The sequence below is a fragment of the Nocardia carnea genome (assembly GCF_029868325.1).
In the GTDB taxonomy this organism is placed as follows: Bacteria; Actinomycetota; Actinomycetes; order Mycobacteriales; family Mycobacteriaceae; genus Nocardia; species Nocardia carnea_C.
The window spans coordinates 41,825-63,658 of the sequence record NZ_JARWNW010000233.1 but is presented as its reverse complement, the minus strand read 5'-3'; the positions used below and the strand labels follow the sequence as shown (position 1 = coordinate 63,658).

19 protein-coding genes are annotated in these 21,834 nt (G+C 67.4%); 9 read left to right on the top strand and 10 right to left on the bottom strand.

The features are described 5' to 3' along the window. Positions 1-26 precede the first annotated feature (26 nt). Positions 27-1,616: an AMP-binding protein gene (locus tag QH196_RS19565; RefSeq protein ID WP_280417251.1), complete on the bottom strand. Its 1,590-nt coding sequence runs from the start codon at positions 1,614-1,616 to the stop codon at positions 27-29. A gap of 231 nt (positions 1,617-1,847) precedes the next feature. Here QH196_RS19565 and QH196_RS19560 point away from each other — a divergent pair, with 231 nt between their 5' ends. Together QH196_RS19560 and QH196_RS19555 are read left to right on the top strand one after the other, a co-directional pair. Further along, positions 1,848-2,327, top strand: a complete 480-nt coding sequence (locus tag QH196_RS19560; RefSeq protein ID WP_280417250.1) for an RrF2 family transcriptional regulator — start codon at positions 1,848-1,850, stop codon at positions 2,325-2,327. A gap of 58 nt (positions 2,328-2,385) precedes the next feature. After that, the gene (locus QH196_RS19555; protein ID WP_280417249.1) at positions 2,386-3,609 is read left to right on the top strand and encodes an NAD(P)/FAD-dependent oxidoreductase; all 1,224 of its coding nucleotides are present in this window, start codon (positions 2,386-2,388) and stop codon (positions 3,607-3,609) included. Between the two features lie 213 nt (positions 3,610-3,822). Here QH196_RS19555 and QH196_RS19550 read toward each other — a convergent pair whose 3' ends face one another. Next, positions 3,823-5,031 carry an MFS transporter gene (locus tag QH196_RS19550; RefSeq protein WP_280417248.1) on the bottom strand — a complete coding sequence of 403 codons (1,209 nt, stop codon included), beginning with the start codon at positions 5,029-5,031 and terminating at the stop codon, positions 3,823-3,825. Continuing rightward, the gene (locus QH196_RS19545; protein ID WP_280417247.1) at positions 5,028-5,681 is read right to left on the bottom strand and encodes a GntR family transcriptional regulator; all 654 of its coding nucleotides are present in this window, start codon (positions 5,679-5,681) and stop codon (positions 5,028-5,030) included. Before QH196_RS19545 ends, QH196_RS19550 begins: the two co-directional genes overlap by 4 nt. A gap of 473 nt (positions 5,682-6,154) precedes the next feature. On the opposite strand from QH196_RS19545, the gene QH196_RS19540 reads away from it, so the two are divergent. Further along, positions 6,155-6,949 carry a thioesterase family protein gene (locus QH196_RS19540; RefSeq protein ID WP_280417246.1) on the top strand — a complete coding sequence of 265 codons (795 nt, stop codon included), beginning with the start codon at positions 6,155-6,157 and terminating at the stop codon, positions 6,947-6,949. A gap of 270 nt (positions 6,950-7,219) precedes the next feature. On the opposite strand, the gene QH196_RS19535 is transcribed toward QH196_RS19540, so the two are convergent. The 5 genes from QH196_RS19535 to QH196_RS19515 all read right to left on the bottom strand — a co-directional run bounded on the left by QH196_RS19535 (position 7,220) and on the right by QH196_RS19515 (position 13,055). Further along, positions 7,220-9,076, bottom strand: coding sequence for a hypothetical protein (locus QH196_RS19535; RefSeq protein WP_280417245.1), 1,857 nt, complete (start codon positions 9,074-9,076; stop codon positions 7,220-7,222). Between the two features lie 238 nt (positions 9,077-9,314). Beyond that, positions 9,315-10,358 carry a 4-hydroxy-2-oxovalerate aldolase gene (gene dmpG / locus QH196_RS19530; RefSeq protein ID WP_280417244.1) on the bottom strand — a complete coding sequence of 348 codons (1,044 nt, stop codon included), beginning with the start codon at positions 10,356-10,358 and terminating at the stop codon, positions 9,315-9,317. A 76-nt stretch (positions 10,359-10,434) separates the two neighbouring features. Then, entirely contained in the window at positions 10,435-11,397 is a 963-nt protein-coding gene (locus QH196_RS19525) for an acetaldehyde dehydrogenase (acetylating) (protein WP_280417243.1), read from the bottom strand. After that, the gene (locus tag QH196_RS19520) at positions 11,394-12,257 is read right to left on the bottom strand and encodes a 2-keto-4-pentenoate hydratase (protein WP_280417242.1); all 864 of its coding nucleotides are present in this window, start codon (positions 12,255-12,257) and stop codon (positions 11,394-11,396) included. The genes QH196_RS19525 and QH196_RS19520 overlap by 4 nt, the downstream gene beginning before the upstream one ends. Before the next feature lie 174 nt (positions 12,258-12,431). Beyond that, positions 12,432-13,055 (bottom strand): DUF4203 domain-containing protein, encoded by a 624-nt coding sequence (locus QH196_RS19515; RefSeq protein ID WP_280417241.1) that lies wholly within the window; start codon positions 13,053-13,055, stop codon positions 12,432-12,434. A 157-nt stretch (positions 13,056-13,212) separates the two neighbouring features. Between QH196_RS19515 and QH196_RS19510 the strand changes: the two genes are divergently transcribed. The 5 genes from QH196_RS19510 to QH196_RS19490 all read left to right on the top strand — a co-directional run bounded on the left by QH196_RS19510 (position 13,213) and on the right by QH196_RS19490 (position 18,493). Continuing rightward, positions 13,213-13,980 carry an IclR family transcriptional regulator gene (locus QH196_RS19510; RefSeq protein ID WP_280417240.1) on the top strand — a complete coding sequence of 256 codons (768 nt, stop codon included), beginning with the start codon at positions 13,213-13,215 and terminating at the stop codon, positions 13,978-13,980. A gap of 17 nt (positions 13,981-13,997) precedes the next feature. Then, entirely contained in the window at positions 13,998-14,732 is a 735-nt protein-coding gene (locus QH196_RS19505) for an ATP-binding cassette domain-containing protein (RefSeq protein ID WP_280417239.1), read from the top strand. Between the two features lie 26 nt (positions 14,733-14,758). Continuing rightward, the gene (locus QH196_RS19500; RefSeq protein WP_280417238.1) at positions 14,759-15,388 is read left to right on the top strand and encodes a SagB/ThcOx family dehydrogenase; all 630 of its coding nucleotides are present in this window, start codon (positions 14,759-14,761) and stop codon (positions 15,386-15,388) included. A 164-nt stretch (positions 15,389-15,552) separates the two neighbouring features. Continuing rightward, positions 15,553-17,037 carry an SDR family oxidoreductase gene (locus QH196_RS19495; protein ID WP_280417237.1) on the top strand — a complete coding sequence of 495 codons (1,485 nt, stop codon included), beginning with the start codon at positions 15,553-15,555 and terminating at the stop codon, positions 17,035-17,037. A gap of 94 nt (positions 17,038-17,131) precedes the next feature. Further along, positions 17,132-18,493 carry a cryptochrome/photolyase family protein gene (locus QH196_RS19490; RefSeq protein WP_280417236.1) on the top strand — a complete coding sequence of 454 codons (1,362 nt, stop codon included), beginning with the start codon at positions 17,132-17,134 and terminating at the stop codon, positions 18,491-18,493. A 112-nt stretch (positions 18,494-18,605) separates the two neighbouring features. Here the strand turns inward: QH196_RS19490 and QH196_RS19485 are convergent, their stop codons facing one another. Both QH196_RS19485 and QH196_RS19480 read right to left on the bottom strand, forming a co-directional pair. Beyond that, positions 18,606-19,436, bottom strand: a complete 831-nt coding sequence (locus QH196_RS19485) for a hypothetical protein (RefSeq protein WP_280417235.1) — start codon at positions 19,434-19,436, stop codon at positions 18,606-18,608. 203 nt (positions 19,437-19,639) lie between these two features. Beyond that, on the bottom strand, positions 19,640-20,251 hold the full coding sequence (locus tag QH196_RS19480) for an NAD(P)H-binding protein (RefSeq protein WP_280417234.1): 612 nt from the start codon (positions 20,249-20,251) through the stop codon (positions 19,640-19,642). Between the two features lie 400 nt (positions 20,252-20,651). On the opposite strand from QH196_RS19480, the gene QH196_RS19475 reads away from it, so the two are divergent. Next, positions 20,652-21,812: a transcription termination factor Rho, short form gene (locus tag QH196_RS19475; protein WP_432279516.1), complete on the top strand. Its 1,161-nt coding sequence runs from the start codon at positions 20,652-20,654 to the stop codon at positions 21,810-21,812. The last annotated feature ends 22 nt before the right edge of the window (positions 21,813-21,834 follow it).

Below are 21,834 nucleotides of genomic sequence, written 5' to 3'. Positions count from 1 at the left end.
GCTCCTCTGTTCTGTCGAGACCGGAGTCAGTTGACCTGCCGGCCGTCGCCCCAGTACTGAGCGCGCAGCGCCTTCTTGTCCGGTTTGCCGAGCGGGCTGAGCGGGATACTGTCCGCGAAATCGACGGTCTTGGGCGTGTAGACCGCGCCCTTACGGTCCTTCACCAGAGCCTGCAACTCCTCGACCTCCACCGACTGCCCGTCACGGAGCACCACCACCGCCTTGACGGCTTCGCCCCATTTCTCGTCGGGCACACCGATCACCGCGGCCGCGCTCACCGCGGGATGAGCCGACAGGACATCCTCGACCTCACGCGGGTAGACGTTGAACCCGCCGGAGACGATCATGTCCTTCTTGCGATCGACGATGTAGAGGAAGCCCTCCTCGTCCTGGCGGGCGATATCGCCGGTGTGCAGCCAGCCGAATTCTGTTGCCTCGGCGGTCTGTTCGGGTTTGTTGAGGTAGCCGTTCATCACCAGCGGGCCACGAACGCACACCTCTCCCGGTTCGCCCTGGGGTACCTCGTTGCCCTTCTCGTCGAGCAGCGCCACATTGAGCCACGGCACCGGCCGGCCGCAGCTGGCGAGGCGTTCCGGTTTGTTCAGGTCGTGGTCGGCGCGACGCAGCACCGAAATGGTCATCGGGCTCTCGGCCTGGCCGTAGAACTGGAAGAAGATCGGGCCGAACTTCTCGACCGCCTCGGCCAGCCGGGTCGGCGAAATGGCGGAGGCACCGTAGAACACGGTCTGCAGGCTGGACAGATCGTATTTGTCCAGGTCGGGGCTGTCGAGCAGCGCGTACAGCATGGTCGGCACCAGCATGGTCGCGGTGATCTTGTACTTCTCGATCGCCTCGAGGACCTTCGTGGGATGGAAGTAGGGCAGCACCACGATGGAACCACCCTGCTGCGCCGTGGGATTCCAGAACGCGGCACCGGCATGGCTGAGCGGGGTGCAGACCAGGAAGCGGACCTCGTCCGGCCATTCCCATTCGGTCATCTGGATGCGCAGCATGGTGGCGCTGCCGCGGAAGCTCATCTCGACACCCTTGGGCTTACCCGTGGTGCCGCCGGTGTAGGCCAGGCTCATGGTCGCATTGGGATCGACCTTCGGCGGGTTCAGCCGGTCGGGGGTGAAACCGGCGGCCAGCTCGATGAGGTCGGTACCGGCCTCGGAGGGGCCGAACGAGAACAAGTTCCGCAGGCCGGGGACCTTCTCGCGCAACTGCGCGGCACGCTCGTCGAAACCGGCGGGGTCGAAGATCAGGGTTTCCACGCCCGCATCCTCGAGGACGTAGGCGTGATCGTCGAGCGAACCCATCGGATGCAGCGCCATCGCCCGCGACCCGTTCACGTTGTTCGCGCCCTGGGCGAAGATGACCTCCGGCCGGTTGGCCGACAGCACCGCCACCGGTGAGCCCACGCCGAGCCCGGCCGAGGCCAGCGCCTGCGCGAACCGGCTGATCTGATCCCGCACGTCGCGGTAGGTGAGGGTGGCGTCGTCGATATGGACCGCGGTGCGGTCGGCATAGCGTTCGAGAGCCTTACCCAGCAGGTCCACCGAGAGGGGCTCGCGGTGCAGCAGGTCGGTGTCGTCGACGTGCGGTTCAGTGTTCATTCGTCTGCCTTTCGGGCCTGCTCGCACGAGCGGCCCCGCGAAGTTGACCGGCGCTCCGGTGCGCCCGAACCGCCGGCGCCCTGCAGGGTGCCGCGACCCGGAGCCGTCCACCGAGGCTCGCAAACCGAGGAAAACTATAACACGTTCTACTTTGCCCTATCGAGGAATCGGCGACTTCCCCCGGGCCCCTCGCACTTGCCTTCACAAAAGGGGACATCTACTATCCCTGTTATGAAGATGGGCGAGGGCGTCGAATGGAGCCTGCACTGCTGCGTGACCCTGACCTGGGCCGAGGAGCACTGGCCGGTGCCGATCGCGCGCCTGGCCGCCTGGTTCGACCTGCCCGTCGAATACCTGAAGAAACGCCTCCAGGCACTGGTCCGCGCCGGGATCCTCACCTCGGCCCCCGGTGTCCGGGGCGGATTCGGTCTGGCCCGGCCACCGGAACAGATCACACTGCTCGATGTGGTGACTGCCATCGAGGGCGGTACGGACCCGTTCCGCTGCACCGAGATCCGGCAGCGGGGACACAGCGGCCGCACCGCAACGACCGATTTCGCCCATCAGTGCGGTATCGCGGCGGCCATGCGCCGCGCGGAGCTGGCCTGGCGTCGCGAGTTGGCGGCACAGACCATTGCCGATCTCGCGGCCGCGGCACCGGCGGGTTCCGCGGAACGCACCCGGCGCGAGATCGCTACCGCAGGTATCTGATCCCAAGGGCCCGGCTGGCCCGGAGACTTCATCCCTTCAAACCCGACAGGAGACGACCGTGCCCGGAATTGTTGTAGTAGGTGGCGGTTTCGCCGGCGTGTGGAGCGCGGCAGGCGCGGTGCGCCTGGCCCGCGAAACCGGCCGCGAGCTACCGGTCACCCTGATCTCCCCCGGCGACGATCTGGTGATCCGCCCGCGCCTCTACCAGTCGGAACCCGAACGGATGCGGGTCTCGCTGGACCGGATCCTCGGGCCCGCCGGAGTGCGCCGGGTCGCGGCCACCGTGACCGGAATCGATACCGTCGGACAGACCGTGACCACGACCGATGGGGACGGCCGCCGGGCCGAAATCGGCTACGACCGGTTGATACTCGCCACAGGGAGTGAACTCGTCCGCCCGGAACTCCCCGGCGCCGAACTGCTGTTCGACGTGGACACGCTGCCCACGGCAACAGAGCTGGATACTCATCTGAACCGGCTACCCGATCGGCCGCCGGGCGCGGGCCGGTTCACCGCCGTCGTGGTCGGTGCGGGATTCACCGGCCTGGAGATCGCCACCGAACTGATGGACCGGCTCGGCACCGTCGCCGCGGCCCACGCACCCGGCGAGAAGGCCCGGGTCGTGCTGGTGGAACGGGCAGACACCCTCGGTCCGGAACTCGGCCCCGGCCCGCGTCAGGAGATCGCCGACGCCCTGGCTGCCCTCGGTGTGGAACACCGGCTCGGGGTGAGCGTGGCAGCGGTGGCTGCGGATCGGGTCACGTTGTCCGACGGCACAGACCTCGCCACCAACACCGTGATATGGACGGCGGGGGTGCGCGCCAGTGGGCTCACCGCCGGGATCCCGGGGACCCGCGATCGGCTCGGCCGACTGGAAGTGGACGCGAATCTGGCGGTTGCCGGCGTACCGGCGGTCTACGCGGCCGGCGATACCGCCGCCGCGGCGGCCGAACCGGGACACCAGGTCATGCAGTGCTGCCAGCACGCCCTGCAACTGGGTAAATTCGCGGGCCACAATGCCGCCGCCGATCTACTCGGACTCCCCGCGGTGCCGTTCACCGCGACCCCCTATGTCACCTGCCTCGACCTGGGCTCCCACGGCGCGGTATTCACCAACGGGTGGGACCGTCGCGTCGTCGCGACCGGGGCGGTCGCCAAGAACCGCAAGCGCAAGGTGAACGAACTGTGGATCTATCCGCCCACCGACGATCCGGACGAGCTCCTGCGGCAGGCCGATTACCGGTTCTCGGTCCGGCAGATCACCGAACCCCGGGCAGTCTGAGCAACCGCGTGCTGTAGGCGGGGACCAGGCCAGTTTGTCCGATACGCGCACAACTGCGGGTGTTGCGAGTCATCCCGATCCACAGATGCCGGAGTTCGTTCCGGCGCCGAGACGGCCGTCGAACGGCCCGGCACCGACGCCGCGGTGAAACACTGCAGCCCGGCCGGTGGCGGTTACCGCACCACTCCTCCTGCGCCGAGACGGTGCCGCCGTTCATCCGGCGGGAGCCAGTTCCTTCTCGTTCGTCTCGGCCGTCGCAGGCGCAGGCAGATGTGCCCGGGAATAGCGCAGAATCACCGCGGTGCCCGACAATGCCACTATCACCAGAGCTCCGAGAAGCACGGGATAGCCGGCGACGGGGTTCAGCAGGCTCAGCAGCGACGGCAGCAGGAAACCGAGGTAGGCGAGCGCGTAGTAGGCGCCGGTGAGTGCCGCGAGTTCGTGCGGCGCTGCGATCCGCTGCAGTTCCAGCAGACCGGAGACCAGCGCGATCCCGTAGGCACAACCCAGTGCGACAGCGGCGGTCAGCGCCAGCGCCGGTGACCGGACGATCGCGGCGAACATACTGATCAGCAGGCCCAGCGGCATCAGTGTCATCGACGCGATCACCGCGCGGGCACTGCTGGTGCGGTCGAGCCGTTTCGCCAGCGGTTGTACCAGGGTCCCGGCCACCAGCGCGCCGACGGTCAGGGTGGTCGAATACACCAGGCTCCACTGGCCGACCCGGTCGCCGACGAGCTGCGGCATGATCGCGTACGCCACCGCCGCCGAACCGAAGATCCACGGCGCCATCGGCATGATCACCCGGCGGAAACGCGGATGGCGCAGGCCACCGAACTGCCCGTGAACAGCGCCCCTCGCAGTACCCGTCTCCGGCACCCGGAACACGAACGGCAGAACCGCGAGTGCGAGCAACGCGTGCACCAGATACGGGGTGACCATGGGCAGCGGACCCCATTGCGCGAGCAGACCGGCGACCGCGGCGCCCAGCGCGAAACCCGCGGTAAGACAGAGCGCGGCCCAGCGGGCGCCCGTGCCCGGGGCAGCACCGCTGCGGAAGCAGAGTTCGGTGACCCAGGTCGTCCCCACCGCCATCGCCACCGCCACCCCGAACCCGGTGATCAGCCGTCCGGCGGCGATCCAGCCGACCCCGAACGTCCCCGCCGCGAGCAGCAGGCTCGCGACCAGGGATGCCAGCACCCCTGCGAGTGCGACCGGGCGGCGGCCGAAACGTCCCGACAAGGTGCCCGTCAGCAGCAGGCCGGGAACCAGACCGAGGACGTAGGCGCCGAGCAGTGCGTTCACGGTGAGCGCCGAGTAGCCGGCGTCCCGGTACATCACCAGCAGCGGGGTGAACTGATTACCGCCCCACGCACAGACGAAGATCGCGGCCAGAGCCACCGAGATGGAGCCGTTTCTCATCGCCGGTGGGTCCCGTCCAAGTGGGCCCGCAGAGCGGTGGTGAAGGCGGCGGCATCCCCGGACTCGATGATCTCGATCAGTTCGGCGTGTTCACGCAGGACGACCTGGATATGGTCGGGCACCGGCCCCAGTGCGGCCACGTTCATCCGCCGCTGCCGGTCGGCCAGCCCGGTGTAGAAGCGGATCAGCAGGGCATTCCCGCCGGCTTCGACCAGGGTGCGGTGGAACCGTTCGTCGGCCTCAGCGAAGGCATGCAGATCCGCGTTCGCCGCCCGCTCGCCTTGTACCTCGAGCGCGGCCCGTAGCTGTTCCACGGCCGCCGGTATCCGCTCCGGGGTGCGCAGCAGCCGGCGCACCGCGGCGCTCTCCACCGCTTCCCGGGCATCCAGCACATCCTCGGCCTCGCCCGGTGGGACGGGCGCCACGATGGCGCCGCGCTTCGGCACCAGGGTCAGCAATTCCTCGGCTTGCAACCGGACGAAGGCCTCACGAACCGGGGTCCGGCTCAAGCCGAGGCGACCGGCGATCTCGGTTTCGCTGAACAGGTGACCGCCCGGGAGTTCGCCGGACAGCACCAGTTCTTTGGTGAGCTGGTAGGCCCGATCGGCGGCGCTCGTCGCGGACCGGGCTGGGTCGGAATTGGTCGGCACCCTGCGACTCTATCCGATAGATACAAGCTTGTATGCAAGCATGTACCCCATCTCACTACCTGAGGTTCGGCACCATGGACCGGCGTCACGGCACCTACGCGGCGGGCGCGAACCGGCGCACCCGGACCGTGCACACCACCCAGCGCCACGGACCGGCACCACCATCGCCACGGCCGCAGTCCGGAAGGCACTGCGTACTACTTCCCAGCGGCCCCTTCTCGTCGATGAGCGCCGATTCGGCCAGGCCGATGCCGTGCGGTCGCGGGTGCGTGACCGCGTCCAGGCAAACCGACTCGCCGGCCGGCTACCGGACAGCGGCCGCGACGTCGTGCGGGGAGGGCGCAGCGCCCCGGCATCCACGGGCCGGTCGGCTCGCCTCCGGGTTTCCGCACCCCGGGAGCGGTCGAAGCGCTGGTACAGGCTCTGGGTAACGTCGGGACCGGTACGACCCAGCGGCGAGAACGGACAACCACGTGAACGAGGCCTTCTACCTGCCCGACCCGGCGGACCCGCGGCGGTTCGTCTCCACCGAGCTCACCCGGGGCCCGTGGTCACCCGACGCCCAGCACGCCGGACCACCGTCCGCCCTCCTCGGCCATGTGATCGAACGGTGCGATCCCCGGCCCGGTTTCCAGGTGGGGCGGGTCGCGGTGGAAATCCTCGGTCCGGTCCCGCTGGCCACGCTCACCGCGGAGGCGCGGGTGATACGGCCGGGCCGCAGTGTCGAGCTGATCGAGGCCACCCTGTCCACCGACCGCGGGCCGGTGATGCGGGCCAACGCCTGGCGGTTCAAACTCGCGGATCCGGATCTGGACCTCCCCGCCCAGTTCCTGCCCAGCGGTTCGCGGCCAGGTCCCGAGCAGGCCCCCGAACCGGAGCGGTTCCCCTCGAACCAGCCGGTGGGCTTCCACACCGGTATCGAATACCGTTTCGCCACCGGCTCGTTCTCGACACCGGGACCGGCCGTGTGCTGGATCCGGCTGAAGTACCCGATCGTCGCGGGCACCACGCCGAGCCCGCTGGAACGCACGCTCGCCGCCGCCGATTCCGGAAACGGGGTCAGTTCCGTCCTGGATTGGAACAGCTACCTGTTCATCAACACCGATCTGACGGTCACCCTGCATCGCCAGCCGGCCGGTGAGTGGGTCTGCCTGGACGCGGTCACCCACCCGCAGCCGCACGGGATCGGCCTGGCCGAATCGGCGCTCTTCGACGAGAAGGGCCCGCTCGGGCGCAGCACCCAGACGCTGTTCCTCGGCCCCCGCTGAGCACGTGCAGGTCCCGCCCCCACGAGAGAACCTGCCGCCACGAAACCCGCCGCCCCGGCCCCACAGGAGGCGGCAGTTCCGTGCCCAGCCAACCCCAAACCGGCGCACCCCACACCCACAGACCACCGCCGCTCCAACCCCAACCACCACAAACCCGCGCACCCCACACCCACAGACCACCGCCGCTCCAACCCCAACCACCACAAATCGGCGCCCCCAGTCCCACAGGACGGCGCTGTTCCGCCCACGTGCCGCGAACCGGTGCGGTTATCACGCCCGCGGGGCCGCCTCCACCGGCAACGCACCGGAGTCGGAGTCGGCGGAGTGCATTTCTTCCGCAGGTACGGATATCCCAGGCGACCGCTGGGATTCGGCCGGGAGCCCGCGGTTCACCGGCGCGAGCGCATAGCCGGCAACCGGTGCGGTCCGACCTGGGTCGGTCCATGGCGTACGGCCCGGGACTGCGGCGACAGGAACCGCGCCGGTCGCGGTGACCGGCGCGGGCCCTGTCGTGGTCGCCGGTCCTGAGGTGGTCGCCGGTCCTGAGGTGGTCGCCGGTCCTGTCGTGGTCGCCGGTCCTGTCGTGGTCGCCGGTCCTGTCGTGGTCGCCGGTCCTGTCGTGGCCGCCGGTCCCGTTGTGGTCGCGGGTATCGAGGCGGGATAGGCGGACGGCGCAACCAGGACTCCGGGTGGCACCGAACCGGCCACCAGCGTGACCGCACTTGTCTCCGGCGACTGCGGATCGGCGGCGCCCGGCTCCCCGGACCGCTCCTCGGGAGGCCGGGTCCACGTTGTCGTCGATACGCCGGACGCGACGATTTCGTCCATACCGGGCGTCGTATACCCGCCCGGTGGCGCCGGCACCGTTCCCGGCGCCTCCTCGCCGGCGGACGTGCCGAGCGGTGGGGAGCCGGGCACCCCTTGCTGATCGGACGGCGTGTCCTCCGGTGTTCCGGAGTTCTGCGGTGGCCCGGAGTCCTGTGGTGTCTCGCCTGGGGTTCCGGGGTATTGCGGTGTCACGCCCGGGGACCCGGGATACGGTGTGGCGCCCGGCGTCCCGGGAGGCGCCGGCACGCCGGGGGGTGCTACCTCCGAGGGGCCGGGTGGCACCGGGACTCCCGGCGTATGTCCGCTCATATGCTCGTCGAACTCCTGCTGCAAAGCGTCGAGCCGCTCGGTGAGCCCTTGGACCGCACCGGAGACCTGCTGGTTCGCGGTAATCGCTTGCGCCAGGATTTCCCGGCCCTGCCCGAAGGCATCGTTCACGATTTCGAGCGCATACGCCGGCACCGACGTATCCGGCGGCAGGGCTTCACCGGCCCGGGCGTTGACGGTGTCGATGAGCGCGCCGACCGCCAGCTGCCCTTCCTCGGAGATCCGGCCCGCACCGTCGGCGATCAGCTGCACGGCTTTGGTGTCGAGCTCGGCGAACCCGGCCATCACGGTGTTGAGCTGCTCCGCCTTCTTCGCGTATTCGGGCACGCCCGCGGTCTCGGTACCGTGTGCCTTTTCCGGTAGTTCCGGTGCGGGCGGGGCGGTTCGCTCACCGTCGCCGAAGCTCTTCCACACCGAGCAGAGATAACCGGGCAGCCCCAGATACATTTCGCCGACGGCACTGGCCCCGGTGAGTTCGGCGGGCATCCGCAGATTCGACATCGCCGCCGGACAGCTACCGTTCCCGATATCGGTGGTGTCGATCGATACGGCCTGCGGGGACTGCGGGGACACCGCGTAGGCGCCGAAACCACCGCCCAGCGCGGCCAGCAGCCCACCCTCCCGTTTGGGCCCGTGCACCAGAACCAACCCCGCCTTATGGTCCACATGCCGTTTGACCGCACCGGCGATCCCGTCGTCGGCGGCCCGGGTAAGCCCCTTTTCCACCCCCTCTTTGACGAGCTTCCCGGCCAGGTTGGCCCCCCAGGCTCCGCCTACACCGCCGATACCGGCGACGACGGCTTCCTCCACCGCATCGCCCATATTCTTGTCGTCGACCAGGATTCCGCCGACGAAGGATCCGGCCATGGCCCCGAGGAATGCGCCCGGCGGCCCGAGGAACCCACCGGCCAAGGCGCCACCGATCAGGCTTCCGGCATCCGCCCCGGTGAAATCCAAGTCGAAAATACCCACCCGGCAAGCTTTTTCGCTATCTCACCGGCGGCTCCGGTTCCTCACAGAACCTTGACGACTATCCCGGGCGACTTTGACAAGCTTTTTCCGGGCCCGGATGCGCCGAGATCCGGATCGTCGGCGTCGAGGAGCTGTGGCAGCCAGGAAGGACGCCGGGGCCCGGCGCGGTCGGCGGAAGAACGCAAAAGGTCGCCGGGGGAACGCGTTACGACGCGCCCCCTCCGGCGACCCCGGCAAATCAGACGGCCTGCTTCTCCCCGTCCCGCTCGGCCACCATCGTCAACGCGATATCGACGATCATGTCCTCCTGGCCGCCCACGAGCCGCCGGCGCCCGGCCTCCATGAGCAGGGTGCGCACGTCGATGCCGTAGCGTTCGCTCGCCGCTTCCGCGTGCCGCAGGAAGCTGGAATAGACACCGGCGTAACCGAGGGTGAGGGTTTCGCGGTCCACCCGCACCGGCCGGTCCTGCAGCGGCCGGACCAGATCGTCGGCGGCGTCCTGCAGGGCGAAGACATCGCAGCCGTGCTTCCAGCCGAGCACATCGGCGACCGCCACGAACGCCTCGATCGGGGTGTTACCTGCGCCCGCACCGTGGCCGGCCAGCGAGGCATCGACCCGGGTGACACCGTTCTCGACGGCCACCACCGAGTTGGCCACCGACAGCGACAGATTCTCGTGCGCGTGGATACCGAGCTCGGTATTCGGATCCAGCACATCGCGGTAGGCGTGGATCCGGTCGCGCACACCGTTCATGGTGAGGCGGCCACCGGAATCGGTGACGTAGACGCAGTGCGCGCCGTAGCTCTCCATGAGTTTCGCCTGCTCGGCCAGTTGGGCCGGTTCGGCCATATGGCTCATCATCAGGAAGCCCGAGACGTCCATCCCGATCTCGCGGGCGGTCGCGATGTGCTGGGCGGCGACATCGGCCTCGGTGCAGTGGGTCGCGACCCGCACCGACCGCACACCCAGACCCCACGCACGCCGCAGATCCTCGGCGGTGCCGACACCGGGCAGCAACAGGCTGGTCAGCCGGGCGTTCTTGATATTCGCGGCGGCGGCCTCGAGCCAGGCCCAGTCGCTGTGCGAACCCGGCCCGTAGTTCACCGAACCACCGGCGATCCCGTCACCGTGCGCGACCTCGATGGCGTCGACACCCGCGGCGTCGAGCGCGGCCACGATCTTGCCCACGTTCTCCGGGGTGATGCGGTGGCGGATGGCGTGCATGCCGTCGCGCAGGGTCACATCCTGAACGAAAACCGAGGGCGTGTCCGTCGAGCTCATCGAGCATTCTCCTTGTCTATTGGCATGAGCGAGGGCCCTGCGTGGTTACGCTCCGCTACCGCCTCCGGGCACTCGCTCATGCGGTCTCCTGGCTGTTCTGCGCGATCCGCTCCGCGACCTGCAGACCGGCCGAGGTCATGATGTCGAGGTTGCCGGCATAGGCGGGCAGGTAGTGGGCCGCGCCCTCGACCTCGAGGAACACCGATACACGGTGGGTCGGGAACAGGGCGTTGTCCTTGGCGAGCAGAGTGTGCACCGGCTGATCCTGCGGGATCGGGTCGATCTGCACTTCCTGCTTGAGGCGGTAACCCGGCACATAGGCCGCCACATCGTCGACCATCTTCAGCACCGACGCCTTGATCTGTGCATGGGAATCCTCGTCGGGGGCGTTGACCAGGCAGAACACCGTATCGCGCATGATCAGCGGCGGTTCGGCCGGATTCAGGATGATCACCGCTTTACCGCGTTCGGCACCGCCCACGGTTTCGATGGCGTGCGCGGTGGTCTCGGTGAACTCGTCGATATTGGCGCGCGTTCCCGGCCCGGCGGATTTCGAGGCGATGGACGCGACGATCTCGGCGTAGGGTACCGGCACGACCCGCGACACCGCGGCCACGATCGGGATGGTGGCCTGGCCACCGCAGGTCACCATGTTCACGTTCTGCGCCCCGAGATGCTCCTCGAGGTTCACCGGCGGCACCACGAACGGGCCGATCGCGGCGGGTGTCAGGTCGATCAGGCGTTTACCCAGGGGGGCCAGCCGGGCGTGGTTCTGCTCGTGCGCCTTCGCCGAGGTGGCGTCGAAGACGATATCGATCTCGTCGAAATTCGGCAGCGCGATCAGGCCTTCGACACCCTCATGGGTGGTCGGGACCTTCATGCGGGCGGCGCGGGCCAGACCGTCGGACGCGGGATCGATACCGACCATCGCGCCCATTTCCAGGAACCGGGAATGCCGCATGACCTTGATCATCAGATCGGTGCCGATATTTCCCGACCCGATGATCGCGACCTTGGTGCGTTTGTTGTTGTCACTCATTGGGAGACCTCCGAAGCGGTGGTGAAGGAAGCCGAAACCGTCCCGAGGCCGGAAATGGCGGCGGTGACGGTGGCGCCGGGGTGCAGCGGCCGCATCGGGCCGAGCGCACCGGAGAGGATCACCTGGCCGGCGCGCAGCGGTTCACCGAAGGTGCGGGCCTGCTGCGCGAGCCAGGACAGGGCGTTGAGCGGGTCGCCGAGGCAGGCAGCGCCGTTACCGGTGGAGACTTCTTCACCATCGATGCTCATGCTCATGGTGACGTCGATGGGATCGAAGTCGTCGAGAGTGCGGCGCTCGGTGCCGAGCACATAGAGCCCGCTCGAGGCGTTGTCGGCGACGGTGTCGGCGAAGGAGATGTTCCAGTCGGTGATCCGGCTGTCGACGATCTCCAGCGCGGCCATCGCCTCGGCGACCGCCGCCCGGCACTGGGCGATATCGAGCGGCCCCTCGGCGAGGTCCGCGCCCAGGAGGAAGGCGACCTCGGCCTCGGCCTTGGGCTGCAGCAGCCGGTCGATCGGGATCACGTCACCGTCGGTATAGGCCATATCGGAGAACAGCACCCCGAAATCGGGCTGGTCCACACCCAGCTGCTGCTGGACGGCCTGCGAGGTGGCACCGATTTTGCGCCCGACCACCGTGACGCCCGCGGTGACCCGGGCGGCATTGAACCGCTCCTGGATCCGGTAGGCCGTGGCGACGTCGTCGGGACTGATCAATCCGTCACGCAGGGGCGCACAGGTTTCGCGGGTCTCCGCGGCGGTGATCAGACGCTGCGCGGCGCGGGCGACGATGGACTCGTCGACACCGGACGCGCTGGTGCTGTCGACAGTGGTTGCCACCACGACCTCCGTTCTCCTCATCGTTGGGTGCTACCAGTGCACACCCTCACGCCGCAGCTGAACAGCGGAATGGTCCACTGACTGGACCACCGGAGCGAGAAAGGGAGATGGCGCCGACAAGCCCGCCGCATCTAGGTCATACGGCACCGGATCGGTCCGACAGCACCGCTGCACTCGCACGATCGCGAGCGCGGATCAACTCGCGGCCGCACCCCCGTCGCGCTGACCCTGGTCTGTTTCGTCCCGGTCGACGACCAGGTGCTGGATCCCCAGCTTCTCGGCGAACAGGTGGCGCTGCGTGACCCAGCCGAGGACCGACAGCGCGATCCAGGCCAGCGTCGAGGTGACCTGCTGCCACCCGGGTTCCGGGTCGCGCAGGAACGCCAGCGAATCGCTCATCCGCGCGACGCCACTGAGCACCATGCCGGCACCGCCGATCGAGGTGAGCCACAGCAGGGCACGAGCCCGGAACTTCTCCGCGAGAAACGCGCCGGCCACGCATACCGCGAGCGCCACAACCATGCTCAGCGCCCAGTTCTTGTCGCCGGGCTGGAGCACCGTCGCCAACTTGGTGCCGATCATCGCGCCGGTGAGGCCACCGATGAAATACGAGGCGAAACGGAAGATCAGCGAGGTCACCACCCACGCCGAGATCGCGCCGATCAACCCCGTCAGCAGTAACCACCAGAAAGAGGCGTTGACCAGGTCGGCGATCAGCCAGCCGATCCCGAATCCGATCGCCAGGATCCCCAGATGGACCGACCGGATGCCGTAGAAGCACAGCAGCGCACCGACCACCGCGACGATGATGCCGTTCACGGGCACTCCTCTCGACTGCCGAGCACAGGCGGGACAGGCGATACTGCCCTCACCCTAGACCTGTCGGGGCCGCACTTCCGGTGGCACGCCAGAACGCCGCGTCGCAGCTCAGCAGTAGAATGGTCCACTGAACGGACCGTCCACGAGGAAGAGCGCCATGCCGGAACGACAGCTCGACGACCGGTCCGTCCTGGGCCGCGCCCTACTGATCCTGGAGGCGTTCGGTGTCGAGGATCAGGCCGTCGGACTGTCCGAGCTCACCCGGCGCACCGGCCTGCCGAAGGCCACCGTGCACCGGATGAGCCGCGATCTGGTCGCGGCCCGCCTGCTCAGCGCCTCCCCCGACGGTTACCGCCTCGGCCGCGGCCTGTTCGAACTGGGTATGCGCGCGGCCACTGAACGCACCCTGCTCGAGGTCGCGGTGCCCTTCCTCCAGGACCTGTTCACCCGGACCAGCGAAACCGTGCACCTCGGTGTCCGCGACGGCGACGAAGTGGTCTACATCAGCAAAATCGGCGGCCACCGCCAGGCCCGCTCCCCCTCCCGCATCGGCGGCCGGATGCCGCTGTACTGCACCGCGATCGGCAAATCCCTCCTCGCCCATTCCGGCCCCGAAACCATCGACCGTATCCTCACGGGTCCGCTGGTCCGCCGTACACCTCGTACCGTGGTGGCCCCGGGGCTGCTGCGCGCCCAATTGGCACAGGCATTGGAATCCGGGGTCACCTTCGAACACGAGGAATCGACCATCGGCATCGCCTGCGTCGCCGCCCCCATCCTCGACGGCAGCGACGAGCCACCCGCGGCGATCTCGGTCACCGGCCCGGTCACCCGCTTCCGCCCGGAAACCCACGCGTCCTCGGTCCAGGCGGCCGCTGCGGGTATCGCCTCTATTCTTGCCCGGCGCGCCCAAACCAACGCTTGAGAACGGAACGCCAGTCCATGACCGCTGAACTACGTTCCTGCACCGTCCACGTCGATACGGGCCGATGGAGCGAAACCGTCCTCACCACGGTGGATCTGCTTGTGCCACGCGGCCTGATCACTGCGCTACTCGGCGGTCCCGGCGCCGGTAAGACGATGGTTGCCTACGCGCTCACCGGCCATTTGCCCGGCACGGCGCAGAGCCGAGGAGAGGTCCTGATCAACGGCGAGGTCGTACCGGGTGACGGCTGGCCGGAATTACGTGGCGGAACCGTCGGCTACGTCCCGCAGGAAGGTGTCACCGCGTTCGACCCCGGCAAGACCGTTGGCGCACAGCTCCGGGAACTGGAACAGCGCCACCGCGCATGGACCGTCCAGCAGGCGTGTGCTGCCGCCCACTACCCGGAATACGCCGCGGACCTGCTCCCGCACGAGAATTCGGGCGGGCAGATCCAGCGAGCCGCACTCGCCGCCGCGCTGATCCCCGCACCTGCCGTTCTCATCGCGGACAGTCCCGCCGCCTCCCTCGACCGGGAAACCGCGTACCACGTGTGGAAATCGCTACGCGACTACGCCGACTCCGGCGCCGCTGTCCTCACCATCAGCAACGATGTACCGATGCTGATCGCCGGCGGATTCGCCGACCGAATGGTGATCATGCACGCTGGACGTGTACTGGCGGCCGGATCACCGGCGCAACTCGCCCGATCGGACGACGCACAGATACGGGCCCTCGTCCGATCCGGTCTGTGAAACATATGCCGTGATCGAATGGGGCGATGACCGAGCATGTGGTTCCGCTGAGAACACCGGGAAAGCAAAGCCCGTTCAGGACATTGTTGTGGCGGCGGCGAAGCACCCGCAGCTTCTCGGCTGGTTCACTGAGCCTCGACGCCCTGGCGTCCATATTGTGGGCGGGCCAGGGGCACACGGCAGACGGACACCGCGTGTGCCCCTCCGCGCATGCGCTGTATCCGCTGACGCTGTCGGTTGTTGCGGGCAACGTCGACGGTCTGGCTGCGGGGGCCTACACCTACGACGCTGAATCCGATCACCTGCATCTGATCGCCGTCGGTGACCATCGTGACATCGTCGCCGAGACCACTCTGGTCGACTACCAATGGCTGAAACAGGCCGCCGCGCTATTGCTTCTGACCGGCGATATCGACTCGGCCAACCACCACTTCACGGACCAGCCGCCGACGGGCCGGCGCGGCGAACGCTATGTGTGGCTGGAAGCCGGTCACGCGAGCCAGAACATCTATTTACAAGCCACCGAGGCCGGGCTCGGTGCCGTCCTCGTAGCCGGGTTCGATGACGACCGTCTCCGAAACCTCGATCCGGCAGTCGTTTCCCCTGGGCACGACCCGCTCGCCATACTGGCCATCGGGCTCGGCTCCGACGAGTGAGAACACGCCCTGGCCGCCTCCACCGTGCGCACAACAGCTGTCCGGATCCCGGCCTGTTCGTGTATCGGAGGACCGCCGCTGGGCAGCCGATTGGTAATGTCCTCAGCAGCACATACCTCTCCACCTCAGAGAATTCCTTCCTCCCGGAAGAACGGTGATCGAATATGCGGTGTGTGGTCTTCGGAGCGACCGGCTACATCGGCGGGCGATTGGTGCCCGAACTGGTGCAGGCCGGGCATCAGGTCCGCGTTGTGGCGCGCACACCGGCGAAGCTCGCGGAGGTCCCGTGGCGTGACCGCGTCGAAGTGGTGCGCGGTGATGTCACCGCCGCCGACGATGTGCAGGCAGCGGTCGCCGACCAGCAGGTCGTCTACTATCTGGTGCATTCGCTGACGCAACACGATTTCACCGATATCGATCAGCGCGCCGCACGGACTGTCGCGGTAGCTGCGCGGTCGGCCGGAGTCCGGCGCATCGTGTATCTCGGTGGCATCGTTCCCGACCACGTCCCGCTGTCGCGCCATCTCGCCTCCCGCGCCGAAGTGGGAACCATCTTCCGTGAGTCCGGAGTGCCCACGGCCGAACTGCGGGCCGCGGTGATCATCGGCTCCGGTTCCGCCAGCTTCGAGATGCTGCGCTACCTCTCCGAACGTCTGCCCGCGATGGTCACCCCGCGATGGGTGCACAACCGGATCCAGCCCATCGCCGTCCGCGATGTGCTCCACTACCTCGTGCGGTCAGCCGAACTACCCGCCGACGTCAACCGCGCCTTCGATATCGGCGGCCCGGATGTGCTGACCTATCTGACGATGATGCGGAAATACGCAATAGTGGCCGGATTGCCACACCGGCTGGTCCTGCCGGTCCCGATACTCACGCCGTGGCTTTCGGCCCAGTGGGTCAACGTGGTCACGCCGGTACCGCGCGCCCTGGCGATCCCGCTGATCGAATCCCTCGTGCACGAAATGGTGTGCCACGAAGACGATATCGCCGACCATATTCCCGAACCGGAAGGCGGGACGACGCGATATGAGCGCGCGGTCGAGCTGGCGTTGGCGCGGACCCGTAATGCACAGGTGCCGACCCGGTGGTCGGATGCCGACAGCGCGGGCGCCCCGTCGGACCCGCTACCCAGCGATCCGGACTGGTCCGGGGGCTCGCTTTACGAAGACATCCGTGAACAGTCCACCATCGCTGAACCGGACACACTGTGGGCGGTCATCGAATCGATCGGAGGGGAAAATGGCTGGTATTCGTTCCCACTTGCGTGGTCGCTGCGTGGCTGGATCGATCGGCTCAGTGGCGGCGTCGGTCTGCGCCGCGGCCGAAAGAACCCACAGCGGCTGCACACCGGCGAGGCCCTCGACTGGTGGCGCGTCGAGCTGATCGACCGTCCGCACCTGCTGCGGCTGCGTGCCGAAATGCAGGTCCCAGGACTGGCATGGCTGGAACTCGGCGTCGAACCGGAACCCGGCGGTGGCGCCCGTTACCGCCAGCGGGCGATCTTCCAGCCGCGTGGGCTGGCCGGACATCTCTACTGGAAGGCGATCACGCCGTTCCACGACATCGTCTTCGGCGGGATGGTCCGCAATATCATCGGCACCGCCGAACATCGGGCACCGGCCGCGACCCCCGGAGACTATCGCTGACAACAAGTCCGCCGCGCAGGTAGGCGACAGGCAGAGGTCGCGCATCGGCTGAGCCGCGCATCCAAACGGCGGACGAGAACAGGGACGGTGGCTCATGGCAGTGGCGATGGCGTTGTTCACACGGGACCTGCGCGTCCACGACAATCCGGTCCTGGCCGCCGCCGCGCAGGCAGCGGAGGTGCTGCCGGTGTTCGTTGTGGACGAAACGATCTGTGCCACAGATTATCTCAGCCCGAACAAGGCCGAGTTCCTGGTGTCCGCCCTGGCCGACCTGAACGAAGCCCTGCGCAGGTCGGGCGGGCAGTTGATGGTGCGCCACGGCGATACGGTGCGCGAAGTGTGCCGATTGACCCGGCAGTACGCGGTCGACGAAGTACATATCGCCCAGGACGTCAGCGCCTACAGCCGCCGCCGCGAAGATCAGCTGCGTACACAGTTGGCCGCGGCGAATTGCGGATTACACGTTCATACCGGCAGCATCACCGTAGCCGCGCCCGGCCGGCTCACCCCCAGCGGCGGCAGAGACCATTTCGCGGTCTTCACTCCCTATCACCGTCACTGGGCTCGGCTTCCTGTTCGCGCCCCGCTTCCGGCACCACACCGCATCCGGTTACCGCACGGCGCCGGAACCGAGCCGGTGCCCGCCGCGACGGACCTCACGACCGGCAGTTCCTCGCCCGAGCTACCGCTGGGCGGCGAAACCACAGGGCGGCGCCTCGCGCGCGACTGGTTTCGCGAAGACATCAACGCCTACGCAGATCGCCACGACGATCTCGCCGGCGACGCGACCTCACGGCTTTCGCCCTATCTGCACTTCGGCTGCCTGTCGGCAACCGAACTGGTGCATCGCAGTGACTTGTCAGCACCCGGCGCCGCCGCTTTCGTGCGGCAGCTGGGCTGGCGCGATTTCCACCATCAAATGCTCGCGGCCCGCCCGGAAACCGCCCACAGCGACTACCGCACCCGCAACGACCGCTGGCACGAAGATTCGGCTTCGTTGGCTGCCTGGCAGACCGGCCGGACCGGTTATCCGATTGTGGACGCCGGTATGCGCCAGCTCGCCGCGCAGGGCTGGATGCACAACCGGGCCCGGATGATCACCGCAAGCTTCCTGACCAAGACCTTGTACCTGGATTGGCGTCGCGGCGCGAAGCATTTCCTGGGACTCCTGGCCGACGGCGACGTGGCCAACAATCAGCTCAACTGGCAGTGGGTGGCGGGCACCGGCGCCGATACCCGGCCGAACCGGGTGCTCAACCCGATTCGGCAGGCAGACCGCTACGACCCCGACGGCGCCTATGTGCGCCGCTGGGTGCCGGAACTCGCGCATTTGCGTGGCGCCGATATCCACCGCCCCTGGCGATGGCAGGCGAACGGGGTTTCCGGTTACCCGGCCCGGATCGTCGATCACGAACAAGCGGCGCGCGACTTTTCGGCAAAACGGCAGACCGAATGAGCAGCGGCCGGATCGGCGAATTCGGTGCCCCGATCCGGTCTCGGCAATCGGCTCTTCCGTCGCATACAATTCGCCACTACCAGCGATATCGATCGAGAGGCGGCCATTCCTGTCAGGCCGATGTCAACCCTGGGGGCCGCCCGATATAATCATCCGGCCCCCAATCCTCACCCGGCCGTACTGTCGACGGCCCGTGGGAATCGGCATATTCTCCATCCCACTCCTTTTCCAGGCGGGAAATATAGATCTCGCTCGGATCGCATTCCATCGTATCTGCCAGCCCGTCACGGGCTTCGTCATGGGACAACTCTCCGTCGAGCACCCGGCGGTAGCGGGCTTCCCCCCTGGTGCCGCCGAGCCCCTCGTCGTTACGAGTGATATCCGGACCGCCACCGTCCAGAATTTCCTTTCGGACCCGGGCAGCGACCAGTTCACTTTCGGCTTCACCCAGATAAAGCTGGCGCATGTTCCGCGCGAGCCATGCGGGGAACCTTTCCCCGGGGCCGGGTGGATCGGTAACCGTTTCGAACTTTCCGGGATATACATGACCCACCTCATGCGCCAGGATGCGGGTCGACTGCAACGAATCGTTCTTCAACCTCTCATCGATGATGATCTGCTTGGCTCGGTGGTCGGCCAGCCCCTGCGCGCCTTCGCCAACCTCTTCGACGACATTCCCGTATTTTATCGTCCATCCGTCGGCATTCAATATTTCCAACTGGTCCAGCAAGAAAGGGGACATACCGACATAGCTCTGCACGTCCGGGCCGAATTCGCCGAGGGTGCCCGCCACCACGCGTTCCAGCCGACTGGGTTCATCGTCGATGATTTGTGTCAGTGCCACGGCGCCGAGGGCGCCGGCCGCGGTCCGCCGGAGGAATTTTCCACGTCCCTCGTCCGCCCTTCGCAGGACTTCGCTTCCGGCATTTACGCCGCCGGTCACACGGCCGTAGTTTCCGTGGACACCGTCCGCGGCGCCTCGAAAGGCCAGAGCCGCTCGCTGCGTGGCTTTCTGCACAGCTTCGACAATCGATCGGGAGACGGGGGCTTCATCTGCGGCCTCCTGCCCGGTCGATCTCGTTATCCGGTCGCCCGGCCTCCTGCGAGAGTCTCACACCCGGGAAAGGATGTCATCCGGTGTGGTTCCTATCGACCCACAGCGGCTCCGGAATGGCGAATTCGGTTGCTGTCCTGCTCGTGGATGAACGCGTCCGGGGCGTCCGGAAGATACTCGTACACCGGCTTGCGGGTTCTGATGCTCTGCACGGCAACGGATCCCGGAATCGGATAGCCGCCGACGAGCGTATGTGCCATCAAGGCGGTGGGACGCAGATACGCCCAGCCGATCCCATGCTTGTCCAGACTGCGCTCGAATGCCGGCCACTGCCAGGTCTCCCCCGATATCTCGTCCTGGAAATCGGAGCCGTGCGAACCGAGGGCGACGACCCGGCCGGAGCCGGCGGTGATCAGCGCGTTGGTCAGGTCGCGCAGCGGGTCGAGGGATTCGCCGACAAGGCCGGCGAGGAACACGCGCTGGGCGCCGGATACTGCCACGGCGAACGCAGCCGGATCGGTGACCTCGCCGATCTGCACAGAAACGCCATCGGGCCAGTCATGGGCTTCGACCGCTGGGGTCAGGACCCACACCTCGCTACCGCGGCGGGTCAACTCCTCGGCGAGAAGCCGGACCAAGGAGCGGTCGGCACGGCGCCCGGGTTCCGGGTCGGCGGCATCGCGGTCAACAGGATCATCGATCACCTCTCGGAACAACTGGGTAAACCGACCCCGACGCTACTGACCTCGCCGGGCAATTCTCTAGTAAAAGTTCGTGGCGAATCCTTCGCGTGCCCTTCCTACCGCCGTCGAAACGGCCGGATCGGCCAGGGAACAATGCGGCACTGTTGCGTGTTGTCGGTAGTGCCCGCTACTGTGGGTGCAGTCTTCAGCTTGTGGATGTAGGTGGACGAGTTCCCTCCCACAAGACTCCGCATTCACCACCTCGGTGTTCGAATGCCGTCGACTCGGCGCAGTCCGGGCCGCACAGATTCCGGCCCGCGACGACACCGCACTTCACCTCCGCGTAGCCGGCGAGTGCAGGATCACCGCACGCAGCCTTCGCGGAACTCGCCTCGCTTTCCGAACCCTCAGGAGAAGTATCATGCAACACAACACTATTCGTGAACAGACTTCCACGACCGAAAGCGGTGAGACATCGGTCGCCGGCATCCTCGACATCACCGACAATCACGGTTCGCTGCGCGTCGACGGCTACCTGCCGGGGCCCCGGGATGCGCATGTCCCGCCCCGGCTGATCCGCGAGTACGGGCTTCGCCGCGGCGATACCCTCACCGGCACGGCCGGGACCGAACGCGGTAACGCCAAGCTGCCGCCGCTGGTCCGGATCGACAGCATCAACGGGTTGCCGCCCGCCAATACGAAATCGCGGCCACACTTCGCCGACCTGGTCCCCATCTACCCCGAGGACCGTTTGCATCTCGAGACCGAGTCGCACGAATTGGACACTCGTGTAACTGATTTGGTTATGCCCATCGGCAAGGGGCAGCGCGCCCTGGTGGTCGCACCCCCCAAGGCGGGTAAGACCTCCGTCCTGCAATCCATGGCGCACGGTATCGCCAAGAACCATCCCGAATGCCAGCTGATGCTGGTACTGGCCGGGGAACGTCCCGAAGAGGTGACCGATCTGTCCCGCGCGGTCCCCGCCGAGGTCGCCGCCGCGACCTTCGATCAACCGGCGCGCGACCATATCACCCTCGCCGAACTCGCCATCGAACGCGCCAAACGCCTCGTCGAAATGGGTCGCGATGTGGTGGTGCTCCTCGATTCGCTGACCCGGCTGGCTCGCGCATACAACCTGGCCGCCACCGGGTCCGGGCGGATTCTCTCCGGCGGTGTCGACGCCGCGGCCCTGGCGCCACCGAAGAAGTTCCTCGGCGCCGCCCGCAATATCGAGAACGGCGGCTCGCTCACCATCATCGCCAGCGCCCTGGTCGAGACCGGTTCGCTCGCCGATACGGTGATCTTCGAGGAGTACAAGGGCACTGGGAACGCCGAACTCAAGCTGGACCGCCACGCCGCCGACCGGCGCCTGTTCCCCGCGATCGATATCAACCGGTCGAGTACGCGCAAAGAAGAACTACTCCTGTCCCCCGATGAGCGCATCGCCACCGGATCACTGCGCAAGACCCTCGCGGGCCGTGACCCGGGGCAGGCATTGGAACTGCTGCTGACGGGCCTGCGGCAAACCGAAACCAATTCCGAATTCCTCGCCCAGATCCGTACCGCAGGGCCAAATCACTGACAATCGTCATTGACAGTTTTTA

Bases quoted from the DNA above. Each gene is read 5' to 3' on its own strand.
- QH196_RS19495 (WP_280417237.1), top strand. From the start codon at position 15,553: ATGCGGTGTGTGGTCTTCGGAGCGACCGGCTACATCGGCGGGCGATTG.
- QH196_RS19500 (WP_280417238.1), top strand. From the start codon at position 14,759: ATGACCGAGCATGTGGTTCCGCTGAGAACACCGGGAAAGCAAAGCCCG.
- QH196_RS19490 (WP_280417236.1), top strand. From the start codon at position 17,132: ATGGCAGTGGCGATGGCGTTGTTCACACGGGACCTGCGCGTCCACGAC.
- QH196_RS19550 (WP_280417248.1), bottom strand. From the start codon at position 5,031: ATGAGAAACGGCTCCATCTCGGTGGCTCTGGCCGCGATCTTCGTCTGT.
- QH196_RS19520 (WP_280417242.1), bottom strand. From the start codon at position 12,257: ATGAGGAGAACGGAGGTCGTGGTGGCAACCACTGTCGACAGCACCAGC.
- QH196_RS19505 (WP_280417239.1), top strand. From the start codon at position 13,998: ATGACCGCTGAACTACGTTCCTGCACCGTCCACGTCGATACGGGCCGA.
- QH196_RS19565 (WP_280417251.1), bottom strand. From the start codon at position 1,616: ATGAACACTGAACCGCACGTCGACGACACCGACCTGCTGCACCGCGAG.
- QH196_RS19475 (WP_432279516.1), top strand. From the start codon at position 20,652: ATGCAACACAACACTATTCGTGAACAGACTTCCACGACCGAAAGCGGT.
- QH196_RS19560 (WP_280417250.1), top strand. From the start codon at position 1,848: ATGAAGATGGGCGAGGGCGTCGAATGGAGCCTGCACTGCTGCGTGACC.
- dmpG (WP_280417244.1), bottom strand. From the start codon at position 10,358: ATGAGCTCGACGGACACGCCCTCGGTTTTCGTTCAGGATGTGACCCTG.
- QH196_RS19525 (WP_280417243.1), bottom strand. From the start codon at position 11,397: ATGAGTGACAACAACAAACGCACCAAGGTCGCGATCATCGGGTCGGGA.
- QH196_RS19510 (WP_280417240.1), top strand. From the start codon at position 13,213: ATGCCGGAACGACAGCTCGACGACCGGTCCGTCCTGGGCCGCGCCCTA.